The 19,521-nt window shown below is 56.2% G+C and carries 19 protein-coding genes; 6 read left to right on the top strand and 13 right to left on the bottom strand.

All coding sequences use genetic code 11. The features are described 5' to 3' along the window. Positions 1–396: 396 nt before the first annotated feature. From ABVF61_RS02515 to ABVF61_RS02480, 8 genes are all read right to left on the bottom strand, one after another. A complete protein-coding gene (locus ABVF61_RS02515) occupies positions 397–1,005 on the bottom strand; it encodes a pyroglutamyl-peptidase I (protein WP_353991949.1) in 609 nt (202 codons plus the stop codon). Continuing rightward, entirely contained in the window at positions 1,002–2,000 is a 999-nt protein-coding gene (meaB, locus tag ABVF61_RS02510) for a methylmalonyl Co-A mutase-associated GTPase MeaB (RefSeq protein ID WP_353991948.1), read from the bottom strand. The genes ABVF61_RS02515 and meaB overlap by 4 nt, the downstream gene beginning before the upstream one ends. Positions 2,001–2,066: 66 nt before the next feature. Continuing rightward, entirely contained in the window at positions 2,067–2,852 is a 786-nt protein-coding gene (locus tag ABVF61_RS02505; protein WP_353991947.1) for a DUF4886 domain-containing protein, read from the bottom strand. Between the two features lie 326 nt (positions 2,853–3,178). Next, positions 3,179–3,772, bottom strand: a complete 594-nt coding sequence (locus tag ABVF61_RS02500; RefSeq protein WP_353991946.1) for a DUF1131 family protein — start codon at positions 3,770–3,772, stop codon at positions 3,179–3,181. A 141-nt stretch (positions 3,773–3,913) separates the two neighbouring features. Further along, positions 3,914–4,495, bottom strand: a complete 582-nt coding sequence (locus tag ABVF61_RS02495; RefSeq protein ID WP_353991945.1) for an LOG family protein — start codon at positions 4,493–4,495, stop codon at positions 3,914–3,916. Between the two features lie 56 nt (positions 4,496–4,551). Then, positions 4,552–5,940 carry a dipeptidase gene (locus ABVF61_RS02490; RefSeq protein WP_353991944.1) on the bottom strand — a complete coding sequence of 463 codons (1,389 nt, stop codon included), beginning with the start codon at positions 5,938–5,940 and terminating at the stop codon, positions 4,552–4,554. A gap of 99 nt (positions 5,941–6,039) precedes the next feature. Next, positions 6,040–6,993 (bottom strand): cation efflux transmembrane domain-containing protein, encoded by a 954-nt coding sequence (locus ABVF61_RS02485; RefSeq protein ID WP_353991943.1) that lies wholly within the window; start codon positions 6,991–6,993, stop codon positions 6,040–6,042. 5 nt (positions 6,994–6,998) lie between these two features. After that, on the bottom strand, positions 6,999–8,558 hold the full coding sequence (locus ABVF61_RS02480) for a helicase HerA-like domain-containing protein (protein ID WP_353991942.1): 1,560 nt from the start codon (positions 8,556–8,558) through the stop codon (positions 6,999–7,001). Positions 8,559–8,728: 170 nt separating this feature from the next. Here ABVF61_RS02480 and ABVF61_RS02475 point away from each other — a divergent pair, with 170 nt between their 5' ends. Next, the gene (locus ABVF61_RS02475) at positions 8,729–9,121 is read left to right on the top strand and encodes a DUF2267 domain-containing protein (RefSeq protein WP_353991941.1); all 393 of its coding nucleotides are present in this window, start codon (positions 8,729–8,731) and stop codon (positions 9,119–9,121) included. A gap of 45 nt (positions 9,122–9,166) precedes the next feature. After that, positions 9,167–9,574 (top strand): DUF4332 domain-containing protein, encoded by a 408-nt coding sequence (locus ABVF61_RS02470; RefSeq protein ID WP_353991940.1) that lies wholly within the window; start codon positions 9,167–9,169, stop codon positions 9,572–9,574. Positions 9,575–9,685: 111 nt separating this feature from the next. Here ABVF61_RS02470 and ABVF61_RS02465 read toward each other — a convergent pair whose 3' ends face one another. Next, a complete protein-coding gene (locus ABVF61_RS02465) occupies positions 9,686–10,387 on the bottom strand; it encodes a LuxR C-terminal-related transcriptional regulator (protein WP_353991939.1) in 702 nt (233 codons plus the stop codon). Positions 10,388–10,884: 497 nt separating this feature from the next. Here ABVF61_RS02465 and ABVF61_RS02460 point away from each other — a divergent pair, with 497 nt between their 5' ends. Then, on the top strand, positions 10,885–12,885 hold the full coding sequence (locus ABVF61_RS02460; RefSeq protein ID WP_353991938.1) for a methylmalonyl-CoA mutase family protein: 2,001 nt from the start codon (positions 10,885–10,887) through the stop codon (positions 12,883–12,885). Beyond that, complete coding sequence (gene scpA / locus ABVF61_RS02455) at positions 12,882–15,047, top strand: methylmalonyl-CoA mutase (protein ID WP_353991937.1); 2,166 nt, start codon at positions 12,882–12,884, stop codon at positions 15,045–15,047. Before ABVF61_RS02460 ends, scpA begins: the two co-directional genes overlap by 4 nt. 70 nt (positions 15,048–15,117) lie before the next feature. Here the strand turns inward: scpA and ABVF61_RS02450 are convergent, their stop codons facing one another. Next, the gene (locus ABVF61_RS02450; protein WP_353991936.1) at positions 15,118–15,333 is read right to left on the bottom strand and encodes a helix-turn-helix domain-containing protein; all 216 of its coding nucleotides are present in this window, start codon (positions 15,331–15,333) and stop codon (positions 15,118–15,120) included. A gap of 32 nt (positions 15,334–15,365) precedes the next feature. Beyond that, the gene (locus tag ABVF61_RS02445) at positions 15,366–15,944 is read right to left on the bottom strand and encodes a DUF2975 domain-containing protein (protein WP_353991935.1); all 579 of its coding nucleotides are present in this window, start codon (positions 15,942–15,944) and stop codon (positions 15,366–15,368) included. A 175-nt stretch (positions 15,945–16,119) separates the two neighbouring features. Here ABVF61_RS02445 and ABVF61_RS02440 point away from each other — a divergent pair, with 175 nt between their 5' ends. After that, on the top strand, positions 16,120–16,869 hold the full coding sequence (locus ABVF61_RS02440; RefSeq protein WP_353991934.1) for an outer membrane protein: 750 nt from the start codon (positions 16,120–16,122) through the stop codon (positions 16,867–16,869). 266 nt (positions 16,870–17,135) lie between these two features. Here ABVF61_RS02440 and ABVF61_RS02435 read toward each other — a convergent pair whose 3' ends face one another. Together ABVF61_RS02435 and ABVF61_RS02430 are read right to left on the bottom strand one after the other, a co-directional pair. Next, positions 17,136–17,798: a haloacid dehalogenase type II gene (locus ABVF61_RS02435; protein ID WP_353991933.1), complete on the bottom strand. Its 663-nt coding sequence runs from the start codon at positions 17,796–17,798 to the stop codon at positions 17,136–17,138. 103 nt (positions 17,799–17,901) lie between these two features. After that, on the bottom strand, positions 17,902–18,336 hold the full coding sequence (locus ABVF61_RS02430) for a VOC family protein (RefSeq protein ID WP_353991932.1): 435 nt from the start codon (positions 18,334–18,336) through the stop codon (positions 17,902–17,904). 316 nt (positions 18,337–18,652) lie between these two features. On the opposite strand from ABVF61_RS02430, the gene ABVF61_RS02425 reads away from it, so the two are divergent. Continuing rightward, the gene (locus ABVF61_RS02425; protein ID WP_353993657.1) at positions 18,653–19,510 is read left to right on the top strand and encodes a branched-chain amino acid aminotransferase; all 858 of its coding nucleotides are present in this window, start codon (positions 18,653–18,655) and stop codon (positions 19,508–19,510) included. The last annotated feature ends 11 nt before the right edge of the window (positions 19,511–19,521 follow it).

Below are 19,521 nucleotides of genomic sequence, written 5' to 3'. Positions count from 1 at the left end.
GTCAAAACAAGACTTTTCGAATACTGGCCAGCCTTTTTCAGCGCAATGACCGTGCAAATGCTTTCACAAGTTCCATAAGAATTACAAAGCAGATGAGTGAAACGGCTGTCGTCAGGAAATGACCCTCTGTAAATGCCGAGATGAGCCAGGCTAGCGGAAGGACTACGATCAGGGTGCATATTACTTTCAGCGGAAAGCTCAATTCATAAGGCGGCATTGTCGTCGTTTTCGGGGCCTTGCGTGACTGAATTTATCTTCGATAATCTAAACTGAAATTCGTAACTTTTTCCTCATCCGCGCTTTCGATGTCGCCCCGGCTTTGAGCCGAGGCCCATTCAAGTGTTGAGAAAGGTCCTGGATAAAGTCCGGGACAGCGCTCGACTTGCCGGGAGTGGTTTACCGCAGCCGTCTTGCGGTTTCCTTCAGCAATCTGACTGCGGCTTCCTCAATGGCCGGATAGGACGGGCGCATGTCTTGCCTGCCTTTCGGCAGGGACGGGACGTGGATGAAAATGGAGGGCACACCGGACCCCAGGGTATCCCACAAGGTGGCGTTGCAAAGATAAGTTCCGGCATTCGTTGAAAGAGATGACGGTACACCGGCTGTTTTCGCGGCTTCGAGCAGGGCGCGTGCGGGAAGCGTCGCCGACCTTGCCCTTTCATTGCCTGGGGCAAGTTCAGGGCGCGTGGGCGATTTGCCATCAGCGTCTGTGCGGATTCTGGTCGCGCGATTGACAGCCCGGGTTTCGACATTGAGCGTCCGCCGTGTGCCATCGACACCGAAATGCACAATTGCATCCGGCCGGAGTTCTTCGCGCAGCTTCGAAGTAACCTCCTGCCGTCCGGCCCAGGTTGTCGGCAGTACCTCAAAAATGAACTCAACGCCGGACTGATGCTTGCCCAGACGTTTGCTCAAACGCCTCATCAGCTGTTCCGTCGGGTTGACCGGCGCCCCCGGAAACGGCGTGAAACCCGTCACCAGAATTGTCTTGGCTGCTCCTGTCATTCCGATAGGCCCATCAGGTCGGCAAGTTCGTCAACGGCAAGCGAAACCGCAGTTGTTCCGTCGTGAACGCTGCTTTCGAGAGACTTCAATCGCTCGGCTGTTTTTTTGTTGGTTCTGAGCGCTTCGCTCATGCGCTGCTGCAACATGTCCCACATCCAGGCAACCTGTTGCCGGGAGCGTTTTTCCTGCCATTCGCCGCTGGCCTGCATCCGGTGACTGTATTGTTCAATCTGCTGCCAAAGCGTGTCGAGATCCTGATTGACGAGACCCGATATGGTAATGACCGGCGGTGTCCAGTTGGGAGATTTCGGCGCGAGAATGTGGAGGGCAGCACGGTAGTCGGCCGCAGCCGAGCGTGCACGGGTTGCACCATCTCCATCTGCCTTGTTGACCGCAATCATATCGGCAATTTCCAGCACGCCCTTCTTGATGCCCTGAAGTTCATCCCCGGCGCCCGGCAGCATGAGAACAAGAAAGAAATCAACCATGTCGGCAACGGTCGTCTCAGACTGGCCGATACCGACAGTCTCCACCAGGATCACGTCGAAACCGGCAGCTTCGCACAACAGCATGGTCTCGCGGGTTTTGGCGGCAACGCCGCCGAGCGTTCCGGCGGATGGGGAGGGGCGGATGTACGCTTTCGGATCGGTCGCAAGCCTTGCCATGCGTGTCTTGTCGCCCAGGATCGATCCGCCGGTGCGGGTTGACGAGGGATCGACCGCCAAAACCGCGACCTTGTGGCCTTCTTCCGTCAGATTGGAACCGAGCGTGTCGATGGTCGTTGATTTGCCAACGCCCGGCACGCCGGTAATACCGATCCGCAAGGCCTTGCCGGTCAGCGGCAGCACGTCCTGAATCAACTGATGCGCGACATGGCGATGGTCAGCCTTTTTCGATTCAACAAGTGTAATCGCGCGGGCGAGAGCCGCGCGTTTGCCTTCCTTCAGATCCGTTGCGAGCATTTGCGGATCGATTGTTTTCGCCTTTGATGTCATGTCCCAGGCTTAAACCAGGATTCGGCAAAGGTCACGGTGCCATTTGGGGGAATAGGAGGGGTCAGGTCACTGGATGCCGGCATTGCGAAGCAACACGTCATCGGACAGGTTCTGGATCTTGAGGCCCGTGCCGTCAGCGAGTGTCACGGGCTGAAATGCCCCTTCGCAGCCTTGTGAGAACAAAGTGGTGAAAAAGACGCACGCAGCCAAGTAACTGCCCGCGACTGTCGGGTGGCGCTCATCAACGTAAAGCTCAACGTCCGGATGGCTGGTTCGCATATGGGACCACACAACACCGACCGGGACCACCGAAGCCTCGTTCTCCCTGGCCATTCGATTGTAGGTGACGTTGCTCCGTTGCTGCATGCCTTCGTATGTTCCTACCTCCGAAAAACTGGTCTTGTTGAACTGGTCACCGTCTCTATGGGCCATTGCCATGTAGAAAACGACCTGGGTTGCAGGCGACATGAGTCGCGCGCGCTCTGCAAGCCAGCTCGCGTAGGGGAGCGTTTTTTTGGCCACGTCTTCGTCGCGCAGCGCCGGCAACTGGCTGTGCTCCTGAAGAACCACGAAATCCCAGGCGGTTTCGTCAAGGAGTGCTCTTAACTGAGGGTTTTCGGCGTGGTGTGCCAGGCGTGCGCTTCCTTTGGCGGCTGTCCGCGTGACGATGCTCACGCCTTTGGAGGCAGCAATGCTTTTCACCAGTCCAGGCAGATCATTGCCAAGCGTCAGGCTGTTCCCGACGAAAAGGATTTTGGTTGCTTCCGGTGAAGGTGGCGATGCAAAGACATCAATTGCCGGGCCTAAAAGGGATGCAAGGCCTACTAGCGTGCAAAAGAATGCCTTTTTCAATGGTGGACCCCAGCCCTGTCCGATTCGATGAAATGCACATCGAGTATCGGGTGCTGGTGCAAATTGTCCATCCTGACGGGGCGCCAGAAAGCTCCGGCAAGGTCAACTTTGCTTTACACTGACCTTTTCTTGCTGGTCTTCGCTCTTTTGCAGCGGCGTGCGCACTGCTGGACACACCATCTGGATATGTTGCTTGCGTTTGTCTCCATACCTCATCATGACCGCTTCCTCGCCTTAGCGTGGAAAAAGCTTAGCGGGGAACGCGTTTTCGGATTGTGATGTGGATTACAATTCGTCCGGGAGAGCCCTACAGGCAGACGATTTTGTCAGCTTTTCGGCGTCCACAAAATGCGCTGCAACTCGGCGTCGAACAGCTCCTTTGACGGCGGCAGCCGGTCGAATGGTCCCTGGTAACCCGGGATCGCGTAGACCAGTTCAACGTTCGGGTGTCCGCGCGATTTGCAGATGGCCATCCCACGCCAGAGATTCTTGCCGGCGCGGCAATCGGCCTTGGCGGTGCCAATGTCACCCAATGTCATACCGATCCGCTCGCCATTGGGCCCCTGCAGATGATGGGTAACGCCGTGAACCGAACGCACCTTGCCATTTTGACCCTTGAAGACCTGAAGAACCTGAAAGCCATCGGTATTGAAAGCCGCAAGCGCCCATTCGGTTTTGTTTTCCACCGCCGTTTGAATGCCTTCGGTGGTGAAGCCGGGCAGAGCCGATTCGATTGACTTGGAGCCGTATCGTGTCTCGGGCGTGATTCCGCCGACACTATCTTCGGTAATCTGGACAAGCGTGACGTTTGATGTCTGAACAAGCCGGCCTGAAGTCCCGTCAAAATCGGCTGTCGGTGAGCAGGCCGCAACAGCCAGGGCAAATGAGACTGTAAAAGCGTTTAAAAATCGGCAGCGCATGGACCAAACACATCGTTATTGCGGGCTGCGCTTTGCACGCAGTTCTCACAAGGGTTTAACAACTCTGGATTATTTTGCAATTGCAGCGAGACGGTGCTGTGGAAAGTTCAGGCCCAGCCCGCTGCGTTCCCTGGAACCTCCTCAGGTTTCGTCTTTCTTTATCCACTTCGGCGTACTTGGTGGTTCATAGGACTTAAACTGGTCAATCAGGCCTTGTGCGGATTCGCTGATCTGAACCATGCTGCGCATCACCGGCTTCGTGAAGGCTTCTTCGGTCTGATGATCCAAAAAAGCGATCAGGTGATCGTAGTAGCCGCCGACATTGAGAAAACCGCAGGGTTTTTCGTGATAACCGAGCTGGCCCCAGGTCCAGACTTCGAAGATTTCCTCCAGTGTTCCGACGCCTCCGGGCAAGGCGATAAAGCCGTCGGACAGATCCGCCATCATCGCCTTTCGTTCGTGCATCGAACCAACGAGATGAAGTTCATTCAGGCCTTCGTGACCGATTTCCTTTTCCTGAAGCGACTTCGGCAATACCCCGATAACGTCACCGCCGGCTTCAAGAGCAGCGTCGGCAACGGTTCCCATCAGACCGACCTTGGCGCCGCCATAAACGAGCCGATACCCGTTTTCGGCAATGACGCGGCCCGTTGAGCGGGCCGCTTCCTTATAACTTTCACGCGATCCGAAGCTGGATCCGCAAAAGACGCAAATGGATTTCATGTTTTTATCCCGTACGCTTTCAACTTGCAGAGATGCCGGTTTGCCGCTGTCCGCCGTCAGTTCTTCGACAATTCGTCAAGGACGCGTGCCCAGGACCGAATGCCCTTGTGAAAACTTGTCAGATTATATTTCTCGTTCGGCGAATGGATCTGGTCGTCTTCCAAACCGAAGCCGATCATCAAGGTGTCCATGCCCAGGGTGCGTTTGAAATCGCCGACAATGGGGATAGACCCACCCATTCCGACGAGAGCCGCCTCCTTGCCCCATTCGTTCTTGAGGGCGGCTTCGCCTTTTTCGAGCGCGGGCATCTGGAAATCGAGACGAAGGGCAGGGCTGCCGTCCTTGGCAATGAATTCGACGGAGCAGTCAGCCGGTATCTTGGAGCGGACATAGTCACGGAAGGATTGCTGGATCTTGTCCGGATCCTGATCGCCTACCAGCCGGAACGTGAATTTGGCATGGGCCTCGGAAGGTATGACCGTCTTTGAGCCGGCGCCCTGATAACCGCCCCACATACCGTTGACTTCAACGGTCGGTCGCGACCAAAGGTGCTCCAGTGGCTTGCGGTCGTTTTCACCGCGCGGATACTTCAACCCAACCTCGCCGAGAAAATCCTCGACGGAAAAATCGAGACCATCCCACATCCTGCTGACGTCTTCAGGCAGTTCGATCACGCCATCATAAAAGCCGGGCAGGGTCACTTTGCCGTTTTCATCGTGCAAACCGGCGATGATGCTGGCGACAATGTGGTTGGGGTTTTGTGCCGATCCGCCATACATGCCGGAGTGGAGGTCGCGGCTCGCGGCCTTGACGATGATTTCGTCACCGACCATGCCGCGCAGCATGACCGCGATTGCCGGCGTCCGCGCGTCCCACATGCCCGTGTCGCATACGAGGGCTAGATCACAGGACAGTTCATCCTTGTGCGCATCCAGAAACGGGCCAAGCGACGGAGAACCGGATTCTTCTTCTCCTTCGAACAGAATGCTCACGTCGATTGGCAGGTCGCCGGTTTCCTCAATAAACGCGCGGGCGGCTTCGACGAATGTCATCAATTGACCTTTGTCGTCGGATGCACCGCGGGCAACAATGATCTTACTGCCGTCCTCGCGTGTCTTGATGCTGGGTTCAAACGGGTCCTGATCCCAAAGGTTCAGGGGATCGACAGGCTGCACATCGTAATGGCCATAAAAAAGTACATGCGGGCCTTGTTTGCCGGATTTGCGGTGCCCGACAACCATCGGATGACCGGCCGTATCGCGCACGGATGCCTCAATGCCGATCGATTTCAGTTCACGCGCGAGCCATTCTGCAGCTTCACGGCACGGTGCTGCGAATTCAGGGTCGGTCGATATGCTTTTGATTTTGAGAAGGTCGAACAGTCGATCGAGGCTGGCTTCGAAATTGGTCTCGATGCGCGCCAAGACCTTATCGATGGAACTCATAACGGATCCTTGAATTTGGAACAGAATGGCTGGCCGAAGAATGCACGGCCCTTTAGAAGGCCCTAACAGGCCACAAGCGTGCGCGAAGCGCAAATGGAATTAGCTCTTTTCCGGAAGCAGCGGCTTTGCTGCAGACAGAGCACCGCGCGCCGTTACGATAACCTCAACTCTCGTTGGTCCTATTGTTGTCTCCAGTTTCTCCAGCAGCTGCGTTTGAAATGCATCGATCTCTTCGGCCAGGACGGCTTTGCCGGGATCGATATAGATTGCCGCGTAGTGCATACGGCCGGCCTGGAGGACTGCGGCTCTTTGGAATCGGTAGCCTTTTTCCAGGGCGAGATCCCGCGCTGCGCGCGCCGCCTTTGAATGCGTGCCCTTTGGCGCGCTGACCCCGGCAAGGTCTGCGAGCGTCTTTCGAAACGTTGCAAGCGGCTGCCAGATGATGGCCAGGATAAGCACAATCACGATGACCGCGTCACCGATCGGCACATAGGGAGCAAGGGGTGTTCCCTCAAGAAAGGGAAGCGACAAAAGGGCTGCGCCCGCTCCTACACTCAGTACACCATCGATCATTGCCGCTCTGGCTTCGGTCTTCAATAAAGGCGAGCGCTTGCCGCTTTTTCTGTAGGCACGATGATAGTTGAAGGCGAGGGCCAGACAAATCAGGACGATCGTGACCGAGTAGATGACGATCGGTCCAAACACCAGTTCAGGAACAGTGCCGCCGGTGAAGAACGTCCAGATCTTGATGCCGGACACGATGGCCGCAAAAACAAGAATGCCGATCAGGATCAGACTGCGGAAGGTGACGTAGAGCACCTCGTCGAAATCATGCCCCCAGGGCCGCTTGCGCGTGGGCGGCATACCGACACGGGCGCCGATGCGTGCAGCGGCGATGGCGGATACGAAATTGACAGCTGAATAGAGACCGTCGACGAGCATGGCATCCGAGCGCGACAGCCAGGCTGTCAGGATACCGGCAAAGGCCATGAACAGATTGGCCCATTTTCCAATATTTAAGGCCTTGCGTTCAATCTCCCGGCTGTCGGCCATAGGCGTCAGTTTCCGCGCTTCAACGATCCCATCAAACCGCGGACGAGTGCACGCCCGAGAGACGTCCCCAGGCTCCTAGCCGCCGATTTCAGTCCGGCTTCCAGCACGCTGTCACGCTGGCTTCTGCGGCTGGACCGTCTTTTTATGCTCTCTTTGCGTGGACGATCATCGCGGCCGAAGTCAGGTAACTGAAATCCGGACCGGGACTTTCGCGGTTCGCCGTGTTTGCGGGCATGCTTTTCTTCCCTGTCCCGGCTGCGCTGCTCCTGGCGCTGTTCCTCTTCCGCGCGGTTCATGAGGATTTCATAAGCGGATTTTCTGTCCTTGGCCCGTTCGTAGAGGCCGAAAATGGCGCTCGATTGGATGAGCGTGCGTCGCTCTGCCTGGGTGATCGGCCCAAGACGCGAGCAGGGTGGCCGGATGAGGGTTCGTTGCACGACTGAGGGGATCCCCTTGCCCTCCAGCGTTGAAACGAGTGCCTCGCCGACGCCGAGCTCGGTTATGACGCGTTCCGTGTTCAGGTCGGGATTTGGGCGAAAGGTCTCCGCAGCGGCCCTGACCGCCTTCTGGTCTCGTGGTGTGAAGGCCCGCAGCGCATGTTGAATACGGTTCCCCAGCTGCGCCAGGATCGTCTCCGGAATATCGAGCGGGTTCTGGGTTACGAAATAGACGCCGACGCCTTTTGACCGGATCAGCCTGACAACCTGTTCAACCTTCTCGATGAGTGCTTTGGGCGCGCCGCTGAAGAGAAGATGCGCTTCGTCGAAGAAGAAAACCAGTTTTGGCTTCTCCGGATCGCCGACCTCTGGAAGTTCCTCAAACAGTTCGGAAAGAAGCCAGAGCAGAAAAACGGCGTAAAGCCTGGGCGAGGACATGAGTTTGTCGGCCGCCAGAATATTCACGATCCCGCGGCCGTCCTGCGCAGTGCGGATGAAATCCCTGATGTCGAGCGCAGGCTCGCCGAAGAAATTCTCTCCACCCTGGCGCTCAAGCACGAGCAATCTGCGCTGAATAGCTCCGATCGACGACTTGGAAACGTTGCCGTAAAGCGTGGAGAGTTCAGAGGCCCGCTCAGCCACATGGGCGAGCATTGCCCGCAGGTCTTTCAGATCGAGCAGCAGCAAGCCTTCATCGTCGGCCAGTTCGAACAGGACGTTCAGAACGCCTTCCTGGGTGTCGTTCAGCTCCAGCAAGCGCGAAAGAAGAAGGGGGCCGATTTCGGAAACGGTGGTTCGGATGGGGTGGCCCTGCTTTCCAAGAAGGTCCCAGAAAACGGTTGGAAATTCCTTGTATGTATAGCTCTCTTCTATGCCGACTTCCCTGGCCCGTTTTTCAAGAAAATCCTTGGAGACACCTTCGGCGGCCAGTCCGGACAAATCGCCCTTGATGTCGGCACAGAAAACGGGAACACCCGCCTTTGAAAACCCCTCTGCCAGGATCTGCAACGAGACTGTCTTGCCGGTCCCGGTTGCTCCCGCGATCAATCCGTGCCGGTTGGCCAGTTTCAGCGCCAGCGTCTCATCCTTGGTGCTGGCACCGACAAAAATGCTATCTTTTCCCGTCACGGATACCCCCGAATCTTACTGACCTTCCCCGAACCTAACAAAGCCGCTGGAAAAAAGCGCGCACGAGGTGCGATGTCGTGTCGACGGACTTCCGGAAAAGCATGTATAGAAATCACCGGCGACGCGGCTGATAACACACGACGCACAAACAGACTTACCTGGAGAACGGTATGGAAGAACTCATTGACCGGATCATGGCGGCGGCCGGGATCGACAAAGACCTAGCGACCAACGCGGTCGGCATCATTTTAGACTTCCTGAACCGCGAAGGTCCGGAAGACAAGATGCAGCTGATTTTTGATGCCCTTCCGGGAGCTGCTGATCTTGTGGCCGGTCGCGAGGGCGCCGGTTCCGGAGGTGGCCTGCTCGGCGGTCTGGGAAGCATGATGGGTGGCAGCATGGGGGCGATGGGTGCCCTTAGCGAACTGAACAGTGCCGGGCTCGATATGGGCGGCGTGCAAAGTGTTGTCAAAGAGCTGGTTTCCTATGCTAAGGAAAAAGCAGGGGACGACGTAGTGGAGGAAGTGATTTCACAAATTCCGGGGTTGAACCAAGTCGTCTAGCTGCCCCAGGGTTCTGCCATCGGTCTTAGAGGGAGTTCATTGCGCATGTCATATTCGATCAAAGAAATCGAGGGCATTGGCCCGACTTATGCTGCGAAACTGGGTGAAGTGGGCATTACGACGACGGAAGCATATCTGGAGCGTGCGAAGGATCCGAAGGGGCGCAAGGCGCTTGAAGAGGAAACCGGTATCGAAGGCAAACGCATTCTGAAGTGGGCCAACATGGCCGACCTGATGCGAATCAGCGGTGTCGGTGAAGAGTATTCGGAGCTTCTGGAGGCAGCGGGGGTCGATACCGTCAAAGAACTGAAGCATCGAAATGCGGCCAATCTTGCAGCAAAGATGCAGGAAGTGAACGACGAGAAGAGTCTCGTTCGCCAGGTACCAAGCGAGAGTCAGGTGACGAAATGGGTCGATCAGGCAAAAGAGCTGCCGCCGATGATGACCTATTGAACCGGCTGAGGGCCAATAATACCTGCAGATAAAGTGAAAAGGCGCGCCTGTGGCGCGCCTTTTTGGATTCATTGCTCAATACGGCAGCGTTACAGCCGCGATTGGCTGATGTCAGACGCTGATCTGCCCGTAGCGAAGCGCTTCCACGACCGTGTGGGTCTTGTTGGACGCATTGAGCTTGACGCTTGCGTTCTGCAGATGGGCGTGAACCGTGCGTTGCGAAATGTCGAGGACGTCGGCGATCTCGCCGGCTGTTTTACCGTAAGCGGTCAGCTCAAGGACCCTGCGTTCACGACTGGAAAGGGCGCCCGGACGCTGGCCGGAGATGACGCCAAGTTCGCGCAGCCGGGAAAAGGCAGCTGCCGAAAGCACTTCCAGGTTTGCAAGATCGTATTTGTTCACCTGAAGCGCCGGTCCGCTGGCGAAAACGAATGCCTGGAACGGATAAAGCTCAGTCACCGGTACGACAACGATCTGACTGCCTTCACCAGCAGACGCCAGGAGATCGGAGTGCTCCATGTCTCCTGCTGTAATCGTCCATACGCGGGCGCGATTGGAGCCGAGGCCGAGCATCAGCGCGCTGTCGTTTGCGGACAAAGACGTGCTCTCGATGCCGTCGTTACGCTGGTCCGGCCAGCGGAATCGCTGAACCAGATTGTCAATCGGGCGGTTCGGCATGGGCAAGCCGGTAATGAGTATGTGCGTCGCCCCCATGCGCCGCAGGTTCGACTCCAGAATGTCCAGGACATGGTGAGCCGCGTTTGCCTCAGAAATTGCTCTCAGTTTGCTTTTCAATTCTGTCTGATCAAGCATTGTGCACATCCTTAGCGGTCTAAATTACCGCATGCTTGCCAGCCTAGTGGTTTCAACCACCTACGGCTGATGATGGGTTCGTTGATGGCTTTGACTGAACCGATCGTGGCACAAGCCCAAGCCGGGTGCCGCGCACGTTGTCTAAGGTATTTATTCCCATGCGTCAGCGCAGTTACGCTACAATACAATTGATGATCGTACCAATAGGGAAAATCGGGAGAGTTTGCTTAATACGCCAAAAATTTGGCAAAATAACAGCGAATTGCATCTTCTGATTTAAAATCTTGCTACTACTTTTTCCAGGGTTGCGATAAAAAGGCGCACAATTTGCGCGTTTTTCGGGTTTCATCGACAACACGGCTGGTGTGACGCCACCGTTAGAAAAATGTGATAGGTTTTTCTCAGTCGGCCTGAAACCCGCGTGAACCTTACCCTTAATGCTGAGTTGCCAAGCTTTGGAACGCCGGATTAAAACGGGGCCAAGGGAGACGATTGCAATGCCGCTCAGTTTTACCGGACCGGAAAGTTTCTATTCAGTCGATGAAAAAGCCTGGTGGGAATCCGTTGACACGGCCCTGAAGGGACGGTCCAGAGAAACACTCTTCGGGTCCACTGAAGATGGTCTGGAGATCGCACCGATCTATTCCCGCCGCAGCGACACAACGGCTCGCGAATTAAGGTCCGGCGCGCAAACCTGGACCCTCACGCAGCGCGTGGAGATTCCGGATCCGGCAGCAGCGAACGCTCAGATCCTTGAGGACCTTCAAGGCGGGGCAGACGGTGTCGAACTTGTCTTTGCGGGCGCGGAAGCGTCCGAGGGACACGGTATCGAAGCGTCGGATATTGCCGATTTTGAAACGCTGTTTGAAGGCGTTCTCCTGGACCTCATCAAAATCCGCGTGAATGCGGGGGCCGGAACGCCCGAAGCGCTGGCGCTGCTCCTCGCCTTGGTGGAACACAAGGGCATTGCGGTGTCCGATGTCCAAATCACCTCCGCCTTCGATCCTTTTGCCTGGCTTGCGAGCCATGCTCCAGGGGCATTTGATCTTCAGAAAGCGCTTCGTCAGACAACAGACCTGTTGCTTGCAGTTGAAAAATCAGGCGCGGCGCTCAGAGCCTTGAACGCTGACGGACAGGTTTGGCACAATGCCGGTGCGACGCCTGCACAGGAACTCGGACTTGTCCTTGCCTCTGCGACAGCCCAACTGCGTTTGCTGGAAGAAACAACCTTGCAGCCCGAAACGTGGCCGGCGCTGATGAGCCTTACTGTTGCGGCGGATGCGGATCAATTCGGTACGATCGCCAAGGCACGGGCCATGCGGGCGCTTTGGTCGTGTGTTCTGGACGGTGCCGGGCTGCCGCAATCACGAACCAACCTGCACATGTGCAGTTCCTTCAGAATGCTGACAAGGCGTGATCCCTGGGTCAATCTCTTGCGCAATACGGTTGCCGTCTTTGCGGCTGGTATCGGCGGTGCAGACAGCGTCTGCGTACTGCCTCATACGCTTGCCGTCGGACTGCCTGATGAACTGGCGCGCCGCTTGGCACGCAACACGCAGACGATTTTGCTTGAAGAGAGCAGTCTGGCAAAAGTCATAGACCCTGCGGCCGGCTCCGGAGCCATTGAAGACAGAACCGAAAAACTGTGCAGTGCTGCCTGGGCATTTTTTCAGACAATAGAGGCCGCCGGCGGGTTGGCAACAGCGCTAGAGCAGGGGCATGTGCAAAAGCATGTCGCAACGTCGAAAGATGAACTCGATAAAAATGTCGCGCGACGAAAACGGCCCATTACCGGGGTAAGTGAATTTCCAAACCTGTCGGAAAAGCCCGTCTCGGTCATGTCAACGGCACGAACGCCATCTAGTGCCAAGACCGGCGCTCCCAGCGGCAGCCTTCCGGAGCCTGGCACCGGCGAATGGACAGATGCTCTGAAAGAAGCTGCCATGAAGGGATTTGCGCTCTCAGCGATCGTCGAACGGCCTGATTCCTCTTCGAGCGAACTCGGCGCAGCGCGCCTTGCCGAACCTTTCGAGCATCTCAGGACTGCTGCTGAACAGGTGGCGGAGAAGACGTCGAAGCCGCCACTGGTTTTCCTGGCAACGCTCGGCAGTCTTGCTCAATACACCGCGCGCGCAACATGGATAACGAATGCATTTGCAGCGGGCGGCATCGGTACCGTTGCACCCGCCGTTTATCCGACATTCGATGAATTGCTGGCAGCCTATAAACAAAGCGGTGCGACTGTCGCCTGCATCGTATCGTCCGACGGAGTTTATGAAACCGATGCAGTGACTGCCGCGTCGATGTTGAAAGAAGCTGGCGCGCACTATCTTTATTTGGCGGGAAAACCGGGCGCACGTGAAGCCGAGCTGAAAGAGAGCGGCGTCGACGCATTCATTTACGCAGGCTGTGACCTTCTGGACGTTTTGCAGGATGCTCACGCCCGAATGACCGGGGCGACGTACAACGAAGACTTGTCATTGGAGGTCCCGTCATGAGCAGGATCCCGAATTATTCGGACAAACCCTTCCGGAATGTCCTTAATAATGCACAGGCTGGACCGCACGAGAACTGGCTGACCCCGGAGGAGATCGAGGTTCAGCCTGTCTACGGTTCCGGCGACCTTGAAGGGCTTCGTCACCTCGATACCTGGCCTGGGCTCCCGCCCTTCCTGCGTGGGCCTTATCCGACCATGTATGTCCAGCAACCCTGGACAGTGCGCCAATATGCAGGATTTTCGACCGCCGAGGATTCCAACGCGTTTTACCGGCGCAACCTCGCCGCCGGCCAAAAGGGCCTCTCAGTCGCGTTCGACCTAGCAACGCATCGCGGCTATGACAGCGACCATCCAAGGGTCGCAGGCGACGTCGGGATGGCGGGCGTAGCGATTGATTCCATTTACGACATGCGCACGCTCTTTTCGGGCATTCCACTCGATAAGATGAGCGTCTCAATGACCATGAACGGCGCGGTGCTGCCGGTTCTGGCGCTCTACATCGTGGCCGCCGAGGAGCAGGGAGTAGAGCAGAAGGATTTGTCCGGAACGATCCAGAACGACATTTTGAAGGAGTTCATGGTCCGGAACACCTACATTTATCCTCCGCGGCACTCGATGCGGATTATCTCCGACATTTTCAAATACACATCCCAGAACATGCCACGGTTCAACTCGATCTCGATCTCCGGCTATCACATGCAGGAAGCCGGAGCGACCGCAGACCTTGAACTTGCCTATACGATTGCCGACGGCATCGAATATGCGCGCGCCGGTGTCGCGGCAGGCATGGATATCGACCGGTTCGCGCCGCGGCTCTCGTTCTTCTGGGCCATTGGCATGAATTTCTTCATGGAAGTGGCCAAGCTGCGCGCCGCGCGGCTGATCTGGGCCACACTCATGCAGGAGAACTTCCAGCCGAAAAATGCCAAGTCGCTCTCACTGCGCACACACTCCCAAACGTCCGGGTGGTCATTGACTGCACAGGACGTCTTCAACAACGTGATCCGCACGTGCGTTGAAGCGATGGCTGCAACGCAGGGGCATACCCAGTCGCTGCACACGAACGCCCTTGACGAGGCTTTGGCTTTGCCGACGGATTTTTCAGCACGTATCGCACGCAATACGCAGCTTTTCCTGCAGCAGGAAAGCGGAACGACAAAAGTGATCGACCCGTGGGGCGGGTCCTACTATGTCGAAAAACTCACAAGCGACCTTGCTGAAAAAGCGATGACCCATATCCGGGAAGTCGAACAACTCGGCGGGATGGCCAAGGCGATCGAAAAGGGAATCCCAAAGCTCAGGATCGAAGAAGCGGCCGCCAAAACGCAGGCCCGCATCGACAGCGGCTCTCAAACGGTGGTCGGCGTCAACAAATTCAAGCCGGAAAGCGAAGCGGCAATTGACGTTCTCAAAGTCGACAATGCGCAGGTCCGCGCTGCTCAGATCGATAAACTCAAGCGGTTGAAGCAGGAGCGCAATGAAACCGAAACACAGGCAGCGCTTGATGCATTGACAAGATGCTGTGAAAGCGGTGAGGGGAATCTTCTGGACCTTTCCGTGAAAGCCGCGCGTGCCATGGCAACGGTGGGCGAAATCTCGTTGGCGATGGAGAAGGTGTTCGACCGGCACAAGGCGGAAATCAAATCGATTGCCGGGGTCTACAAACGGGAGGCAGGGGCCATGTCCGGGACCATGGACAAAGTACAAGAGCTGGTGGAGACGTTTGAGGAAAATGACGGGCGCCGGCCGCGTATTCTGGTTGCCAAAATGGGGCAGGACGGCCATGACCGGGGACAGAAGGTCATTGCGTCCGCATTCGCCGATCTTGGCTTCGATGTCGATATAGGGCCTTTGTTTCAAACGCCGGAAGAAGCCGCGCGACAAGCCGTTGAAAACGACGTACATGTCGTTGGCGTCTCGTCACTTGCCGCCGGACATCTGACCCTCGTTCCGGCGCTGAAAGAAGCGCTTGCCACTGAGGGGCGGGAGGACATCATGATTGTTGTCGGGGGTGTTGTACCGCCTCAGGACTATGACGAACTCTACCAGTCAGGCGCGTCGGCGATTTTCCCGCCAGGAACAGTGATTGCCGATGCTGCCGTCGGTCTGATCGGAAAACTGAACGAACAACTCGGATACGGTCCCGCCGAGGCGGCTGAGTAATCAGCGCGCGTGAGCTGGTGCTGTTGGCCGGCGCTTTTAATTGTACGCGAGACCGAACGTTCCTGCGGGGTCACGCTTCTGGGTCTGTCTTGTAAATCAGAATGTCACCGGGCTGACAGTCGAGGGCCTCACAGATTTTCTCAAGGGTGTCGAACCGCACCCCCTTAACCTTGCCGGATTTCAGCAAGGAAACGTTCTGCTCGGTAATGCCAATACGCTCTGCCAGTTCTTTTGACCGCATTTTGCGGCGGGCAAGCATCACATCAAGTTCAATGATGATCGGCATAGCGGTGCCATTCGGTCAAATGTTCTAGCCTCTCAGACAAACTGGCGGTTTTCTTCAGCAATAGTGGCTGCCTCGCGCATGATCCAGCCAAAGACGAGCATTAATGCGCCAAATATGAGGAAAAATGCTTCCCCACCGTCGAGGGCCACCTCGATTTGTCCTTCCCCGTCGGGATAGTCCCACGTCAACAGGACAGACAGGATCGGGTCGCTCAGGATGTCGAAGACGCCATACGCAAGCAACCAGATACCGATTTTGATCATGCGTGCCAGGGTGTCGGGCGCGAAAAAGGCCGCTTTCCGGAATTGATCGAACAACTGCCTCGTGTTCCAGCATATGCCGAGCAGCAATCCAAAAGCGCACGCAAGAACGATACCCATGCCGATCCGTTGAGCGATTGGAATCTCACCGAGGTTCCGCTCGATATCTGACAGGTCCACGGTCTCCGTTGCCGCGTCCAGGACAGCCGGCAACATGACGGTGATCACCAGTAGTGCGCCGATCACCGCGACCATTACCAAGACAACTGTCACGAACCATTTCATGGCCGTGGACAGTCGGCGGATCCGCGACAGGCGTCGTTCGCGCTCAACCTGTTCAAGCTCGCTCATTGCACACTCCGATTGCCAGCCCGAAAGCGTGTCTAAGCCACGACTGGCAAGATTGCAATTTAAAATATTGCTATTGACAAAAAAATTATTGTCTTCAATTTTAAATTTATCGTTTTACGATAATAAATCATCAAATGAACCGGAAAGGTTCACCTGAGCCAAAGCGAGACTATGAATGATAAGTTCCTTTGTCGATTATGGATTTTCCCTGTCTTCGGATCTGCAACAGGTCCGCGAGGTAAGACCACTGCAGCGCGGCTATTGCCACTGGTTATGGAAGCCGGCAATTCTGTGCACCGTCCTTGGTATCTTGATGAGCGGTGCTCATGGGGCCGATCTTAACAGCACCGAACCACCCGCAACGGGAACCTTCGCCTCCGGGCATGCACTTTGGGCAGGTCCTTATCTCGGCTTTGAGGGGGGCATTGCCCAAACCGTGACGGATGTGAAGGCCAGCAACAGGACGGAGGAGTTGTCTCATGTCAATGCTGCCTTTGGCATTTACGGCGGCTATAACTGGGAGGTTTCGCGCGTTGTCCTGGGCGTGGAAGCTGCAGCGTCCTACCTTGGAGGAACCGAAAAAGGCGGCCACCCTACGCTGGGCCCGATCGAGGCGCGGGCCAGCTGGACGGCAGCAGCCAAAGCAAGGGCTGGGCTGCCGATCGGAAACTTCATGCCTTACCTGAGCGCGGGCATTGCAGCGACTGAGCACAGTCTTACAGCAAATGGCAATGAGGAGACCTCTGTATCCATCGGCCCGGTGGTCGGCGCCGGACTGGAAGTTGCCATGAAGGAGAAATGGCGAGTGCGCGCTGATTATACCCTGACGGGCATCATCGACGACACCTCGAGTTTCGGCGGCACGGATGTTGACAGGCGGTCGGGAAGCCAAAGGTTCATGTTGGGGATTTCCAGATCGTTCTGACTTATTTCAGAGCATACGCGCCAAGCAGTGTTTCCTTCGAAAGGAGACACTGCGCTTTGCTTTTTCTGCTAGATACAGATCAGATTTCACAGGCCCTGGAACACCAAGCAGCGTATCAGCCCAGTATACTGAGCTGCCGGGCCGGGTAGCGCAGACCTGAAAAGTCTGCCCTCAAGGTCACATCAGTCGACGTATGCTTGTCTCGGCTAAGACCGTTTGCGCCCAAGCCCCTTGTAAGCCCGTGCCGTCACGCCGCCATTCGTTCTTCAACCGAGCGCGGCGAGCCCCGTCAAGTCGGCGAGCACGGCTTTGGGGGCCAGATCGGGATATTCGTCCGGCATGCCTGTTCTATTCATCCAGACAGTTCTGAACCCGAAGGCCGTAGCGCCTGCTACGTCCCATCTGTTGGAAGACTGGAAAGACACTTCTTCGGGATAAATGCGGAAATGTGTCGTGACCATTTCGTAGACTTGGGGGTCGGTTTTGAAGGTCCTGAGATCGTCGACTGAAAAAATCTCGTCAAACAGCTCCGTCAGGCCGGCCGCCTTGGCAGCCGCATCCAGCATTGCCGGAGACCCGTTTGATAAAATTGCGATCTTCGCGCCTGTGGCTTTCAGGTCCGTCAGCACTTGTGGAACTTCCGGGTAGCAATCCAGTTCCCAATAGGCGTTTAACAGATCGCTTTTCAAGGACCGGTCTGCGCTCGGAACCAGCGCGAATGCCGTATCCAGACCTTCCTGGGTGAGTTCCCAGAAGTCCTTGTATTGGCCCATCAGCGCACGGACCCAAGAATACTCCAACTGTTTTTCGCGCCAAATGGACGACAGTCTTTGTGCGTCCGGCCCCAGTTTTTCCGCGTGCTTGCGCACGGCTGCATGGACATCGAACAAAGTGCCATATGCATCGAATACAAACGCCGCGTGCGCCATGGGCCAGATTCCTTTTCAGGGTTTCAAATCGCCGGAAGAAAACCTTGCGACAGCCATTGCGTCAAGCGCGCGCGCGTTCGACAAAAGTTTAACGCACGAATTCCTATTGCGCAGGGGGCAACTTTATCGCGCCATCTTCTTCAATCTGCCAAAAGGGATTGTAAGCAATCTCGAGAAGATGGCCTCCTGGAACCTCGACATAGGATGAGTATCCGCCCCAAAAAGCCTTGTCGGGGCGCTTTACGATCTTGCCTCCGGCAGTGACCGCCAGATTGAACGCGGCATCAACCTCTTCTTCCGATCGCGCGTTCCAGGCAAGTGTGATGGCACCGCTGGTCTGCTTCGTCACCTCCTGGCCGATCTCCCGTTCCAGAGCATCGCGGCTGTAAAGCGCAAATACGGCCCCGATGATCTGAAAAAAGACGACGTCAGGCGAGGGGGCGGCATTTACCTGCCAGCCAAGTCCGTCTTCGAAGAACCGGCGCGCCTCTGCAACGTCGGGCACTGCCAACGTTGTCATCGAAATACGTTGTTCCATTGATCTTCCTTTCGAGAAAACAGGAACATATAGTGAACAAATTCACGGATCTGTCAATGAGCGATTGCCATATCTGAACTTCGTCTGGCCAAGCTGCACCGGCACGGTTGCATTCCGTTTGCGATTGCATAACCAGGCACGATTGCAAATAATTTCCCGAAATTGCACGCTTACCGCTAAGTTTTATCCCGTGTTACGCCCATGTGAGAAAGATAAGCGGCAAATTTCTCCTTCCATCGGGTAGGCTATTGACCTGGGGAGTTTGCAGGTGTTGGCTCACACGAGAGCGCACAGGCCGGAAGAAAAGGGAATGGCGATGAGCGGATGGAGCGATACGTGGACCTGGATTGACGGAACCTGGCACGAGGGGAACCCGCCGATTATGGGACCGCGCACGCACGCTTCCTGGCTCGGTTCGAGCGTATTCGACGGCGGTCGGTTCTTCGAAGGCGTCATGCCCGACATCGACCTTCACTGCAAACGCGTGAACGATTCTGCACTTGCACTTGGTATGAAACCGACTATGCAGGTCGGAGAAATGGTTGAATTAACGCGTGAGGGTTGCGCGAAATTCGACAGCGATCAGCACATATACGTCAAGCCGATGTACTGGGCGGAGTCCGATGGACCTGGTGTCATAACGGGCGATCCCGAAAGCACCCGTTTCTGCCTGTGCCTGTTTGATGCGCCGATGGCACCAAAAGACGCCGCCATGAGCATTACGCTTTCGCCTTACAGGCGACCGACAATGGAATGCATGCCCGTCAATGCCAAGGCAGGCTGTCTTTATCCCAACAATGCGCGGGCAATGCTTGAGGCCAAGGAACGGGGGTTCGACAACGCGGTCGTGCGGGATATGGTCGGCAACGTCGCGGAATTGACATCAGCGAACATCTTTATGGCAAAGGACGGCCAGGTACATACGCCAAGCCCGAACGGAACGTTTTTAAACGGCATCACACGGCAGCGCGTGATCCAATTGCTGCGTGCTGACGGATACGACGTATTCGAGCGCACAATGCATTATGACGAATTTCTCGATGCTGACGAGATTTTCTCAACGGGCAATTACAGCAAGGTCACGCCGGTCAAGCGTATCGAGAAACGCGATCTGCAACCCGGCCCCGTCGCCGCGCGTGCGCGCGATCTTTATTGGGACTTCTCGCACAAGTGAGCGGGTGATCG

The organism is Roseibium sp. HPY-6 (assembly GCF_040530035.1).
In the GTDB taxonomy this organism is placed as follows: Bacteria; Pseudomonadota; Alphaproteobacteria; order Rhizobiales; family Stappiaceae; genus Roseibium.
The sequence above is the reverse complement of the archived record's forward strand: the minus strand, read 5'-3'. Positions and strand labels throughout refer to the sequence as shown.

Excerpts from the sequence above, each read along its gene's own strand:
- ABVF61_RS02515 (WP_353991949.1), bottom strand. The coding sequence starts at position 1,005 with ATGACAGGAGCAGCCAAGACAATTCTGGTGACGGGTTTCACGCCGTTT.
- meaB (WP_353991948.1), bottom strand. The coding sequence starts at position 2,000 with ATGACATCAAAGGCGAAAACAATCGATCCGCAAATGCTCGCAACGGAT.
- ABVF61_RS02500 (WP_353991946.1), bottom strand. The coding sequence starts at position 3,772 with ATGCGCTGCCGATTTTTAAACGCTTTTACAGTCTCATTTGCCCTGGCT.
- ABVF61_RS02495 (WP_353991945.1), bottom strand. The coding sequence starts at position 4,495 with ATGAAATCCATTTGCGTCTTTTGCGGATCCAGCTTCGGATCGCGTGAA.
- ABVF61_RS02490 (WP_353991944.1), bottom strand. The coding sequence starts at position 5,940 with ATGAGTTCCATCGATAAGGTCTTGGCGCGCATCGAGACCAATTTCGAA.
- ABVF61_RS02485 (WP_353991943.1), bottom strand. The coding sequence starts at position 6,993 with ATGGCCGACAGCCGGGAGATTGAACGCAAGGCCTTAAATATTGGAAAA.
- ABVF61_RS02475 (WP_353991941.1), top strand. The coding sequence starts at position 8,729 with ATGGAAGAACTCATTGACCGGATCATGGCGGCGGCCGGGATCGACAAA.
- ABVF61_RS02470 (WP_353991940.1), top strand. The coding sequence starts at position 9,167 with ATGTCATATTCGATCAAAGAAATCGAGGGCATTGGCCCGACTTATGCT.
- ABVF61_RS02465 (WP_353991939.1), bottom strand. The coding sequence starts at position 10,387 with ATGCTTGATCAGACAGAATTGAAAAGCAAACTGAGAGCAATTTCTGAG.
- ABVF61_RS02460 (WP_353991938.1), top strand. The coding sequence starts at position 10,885 with ATGCCGCTCAGTTTTACCGGACCGGAAAGTTTCTATTCAGTCGATGAA.
- scpA (WP_353991937.1), top strand. The coding sequence starts at position 12,882 with ATGAGCAGGATCCCGAATTATTCGGACAAACCCTTCCGGAATGTCCTT.
- ABVF61_RS02450 (WP_353991936.1), bottom strand. The coding sequence starts at position 15,333 with ATGCCGATCATCATTGAACTTGATGTGATGCTTGCCCGCCGCAAAATG.
- ABVF61_RS02445 (WP_353991935.1), bottom strand. The coding sequence starts at position 15,944 with ATGAGCGAGCTTGAACAGGTTGAGCGCGAACGACGCCTGTCGCGGATC.
- ABVF61_RS02440 (WP_353991934.1), top strand. The coding sequence starts at position 16,120 with ATGATAAGTTCCTTTGTCGATTATGGATTTTCCCTGTCTTCGGATCTG.
- ABVF61_RS02435 (WP_353991933.1), bottom strand. The coding sequence starts at position 17,798 with ATGGCGCACGCGGCGTTTGTATTCGATGCATATGGCACTTTGTTCGAT.
- ABVF61_RS02430 (WP_353991932.1), bottom strand. The coding sequence starts at position 18,336 with ATGGAACAACGTATTTCGATGACAACGTTGGCAGTGCCCGACGTTGCA.
- ABVF61_RS02425 (WP_353993657.1), top strand. The coding sequence starts at position 18,653 with ATGAGCGGATGGAGCGATACGTGGACCTGGATTGACGGAACCTGGCAC.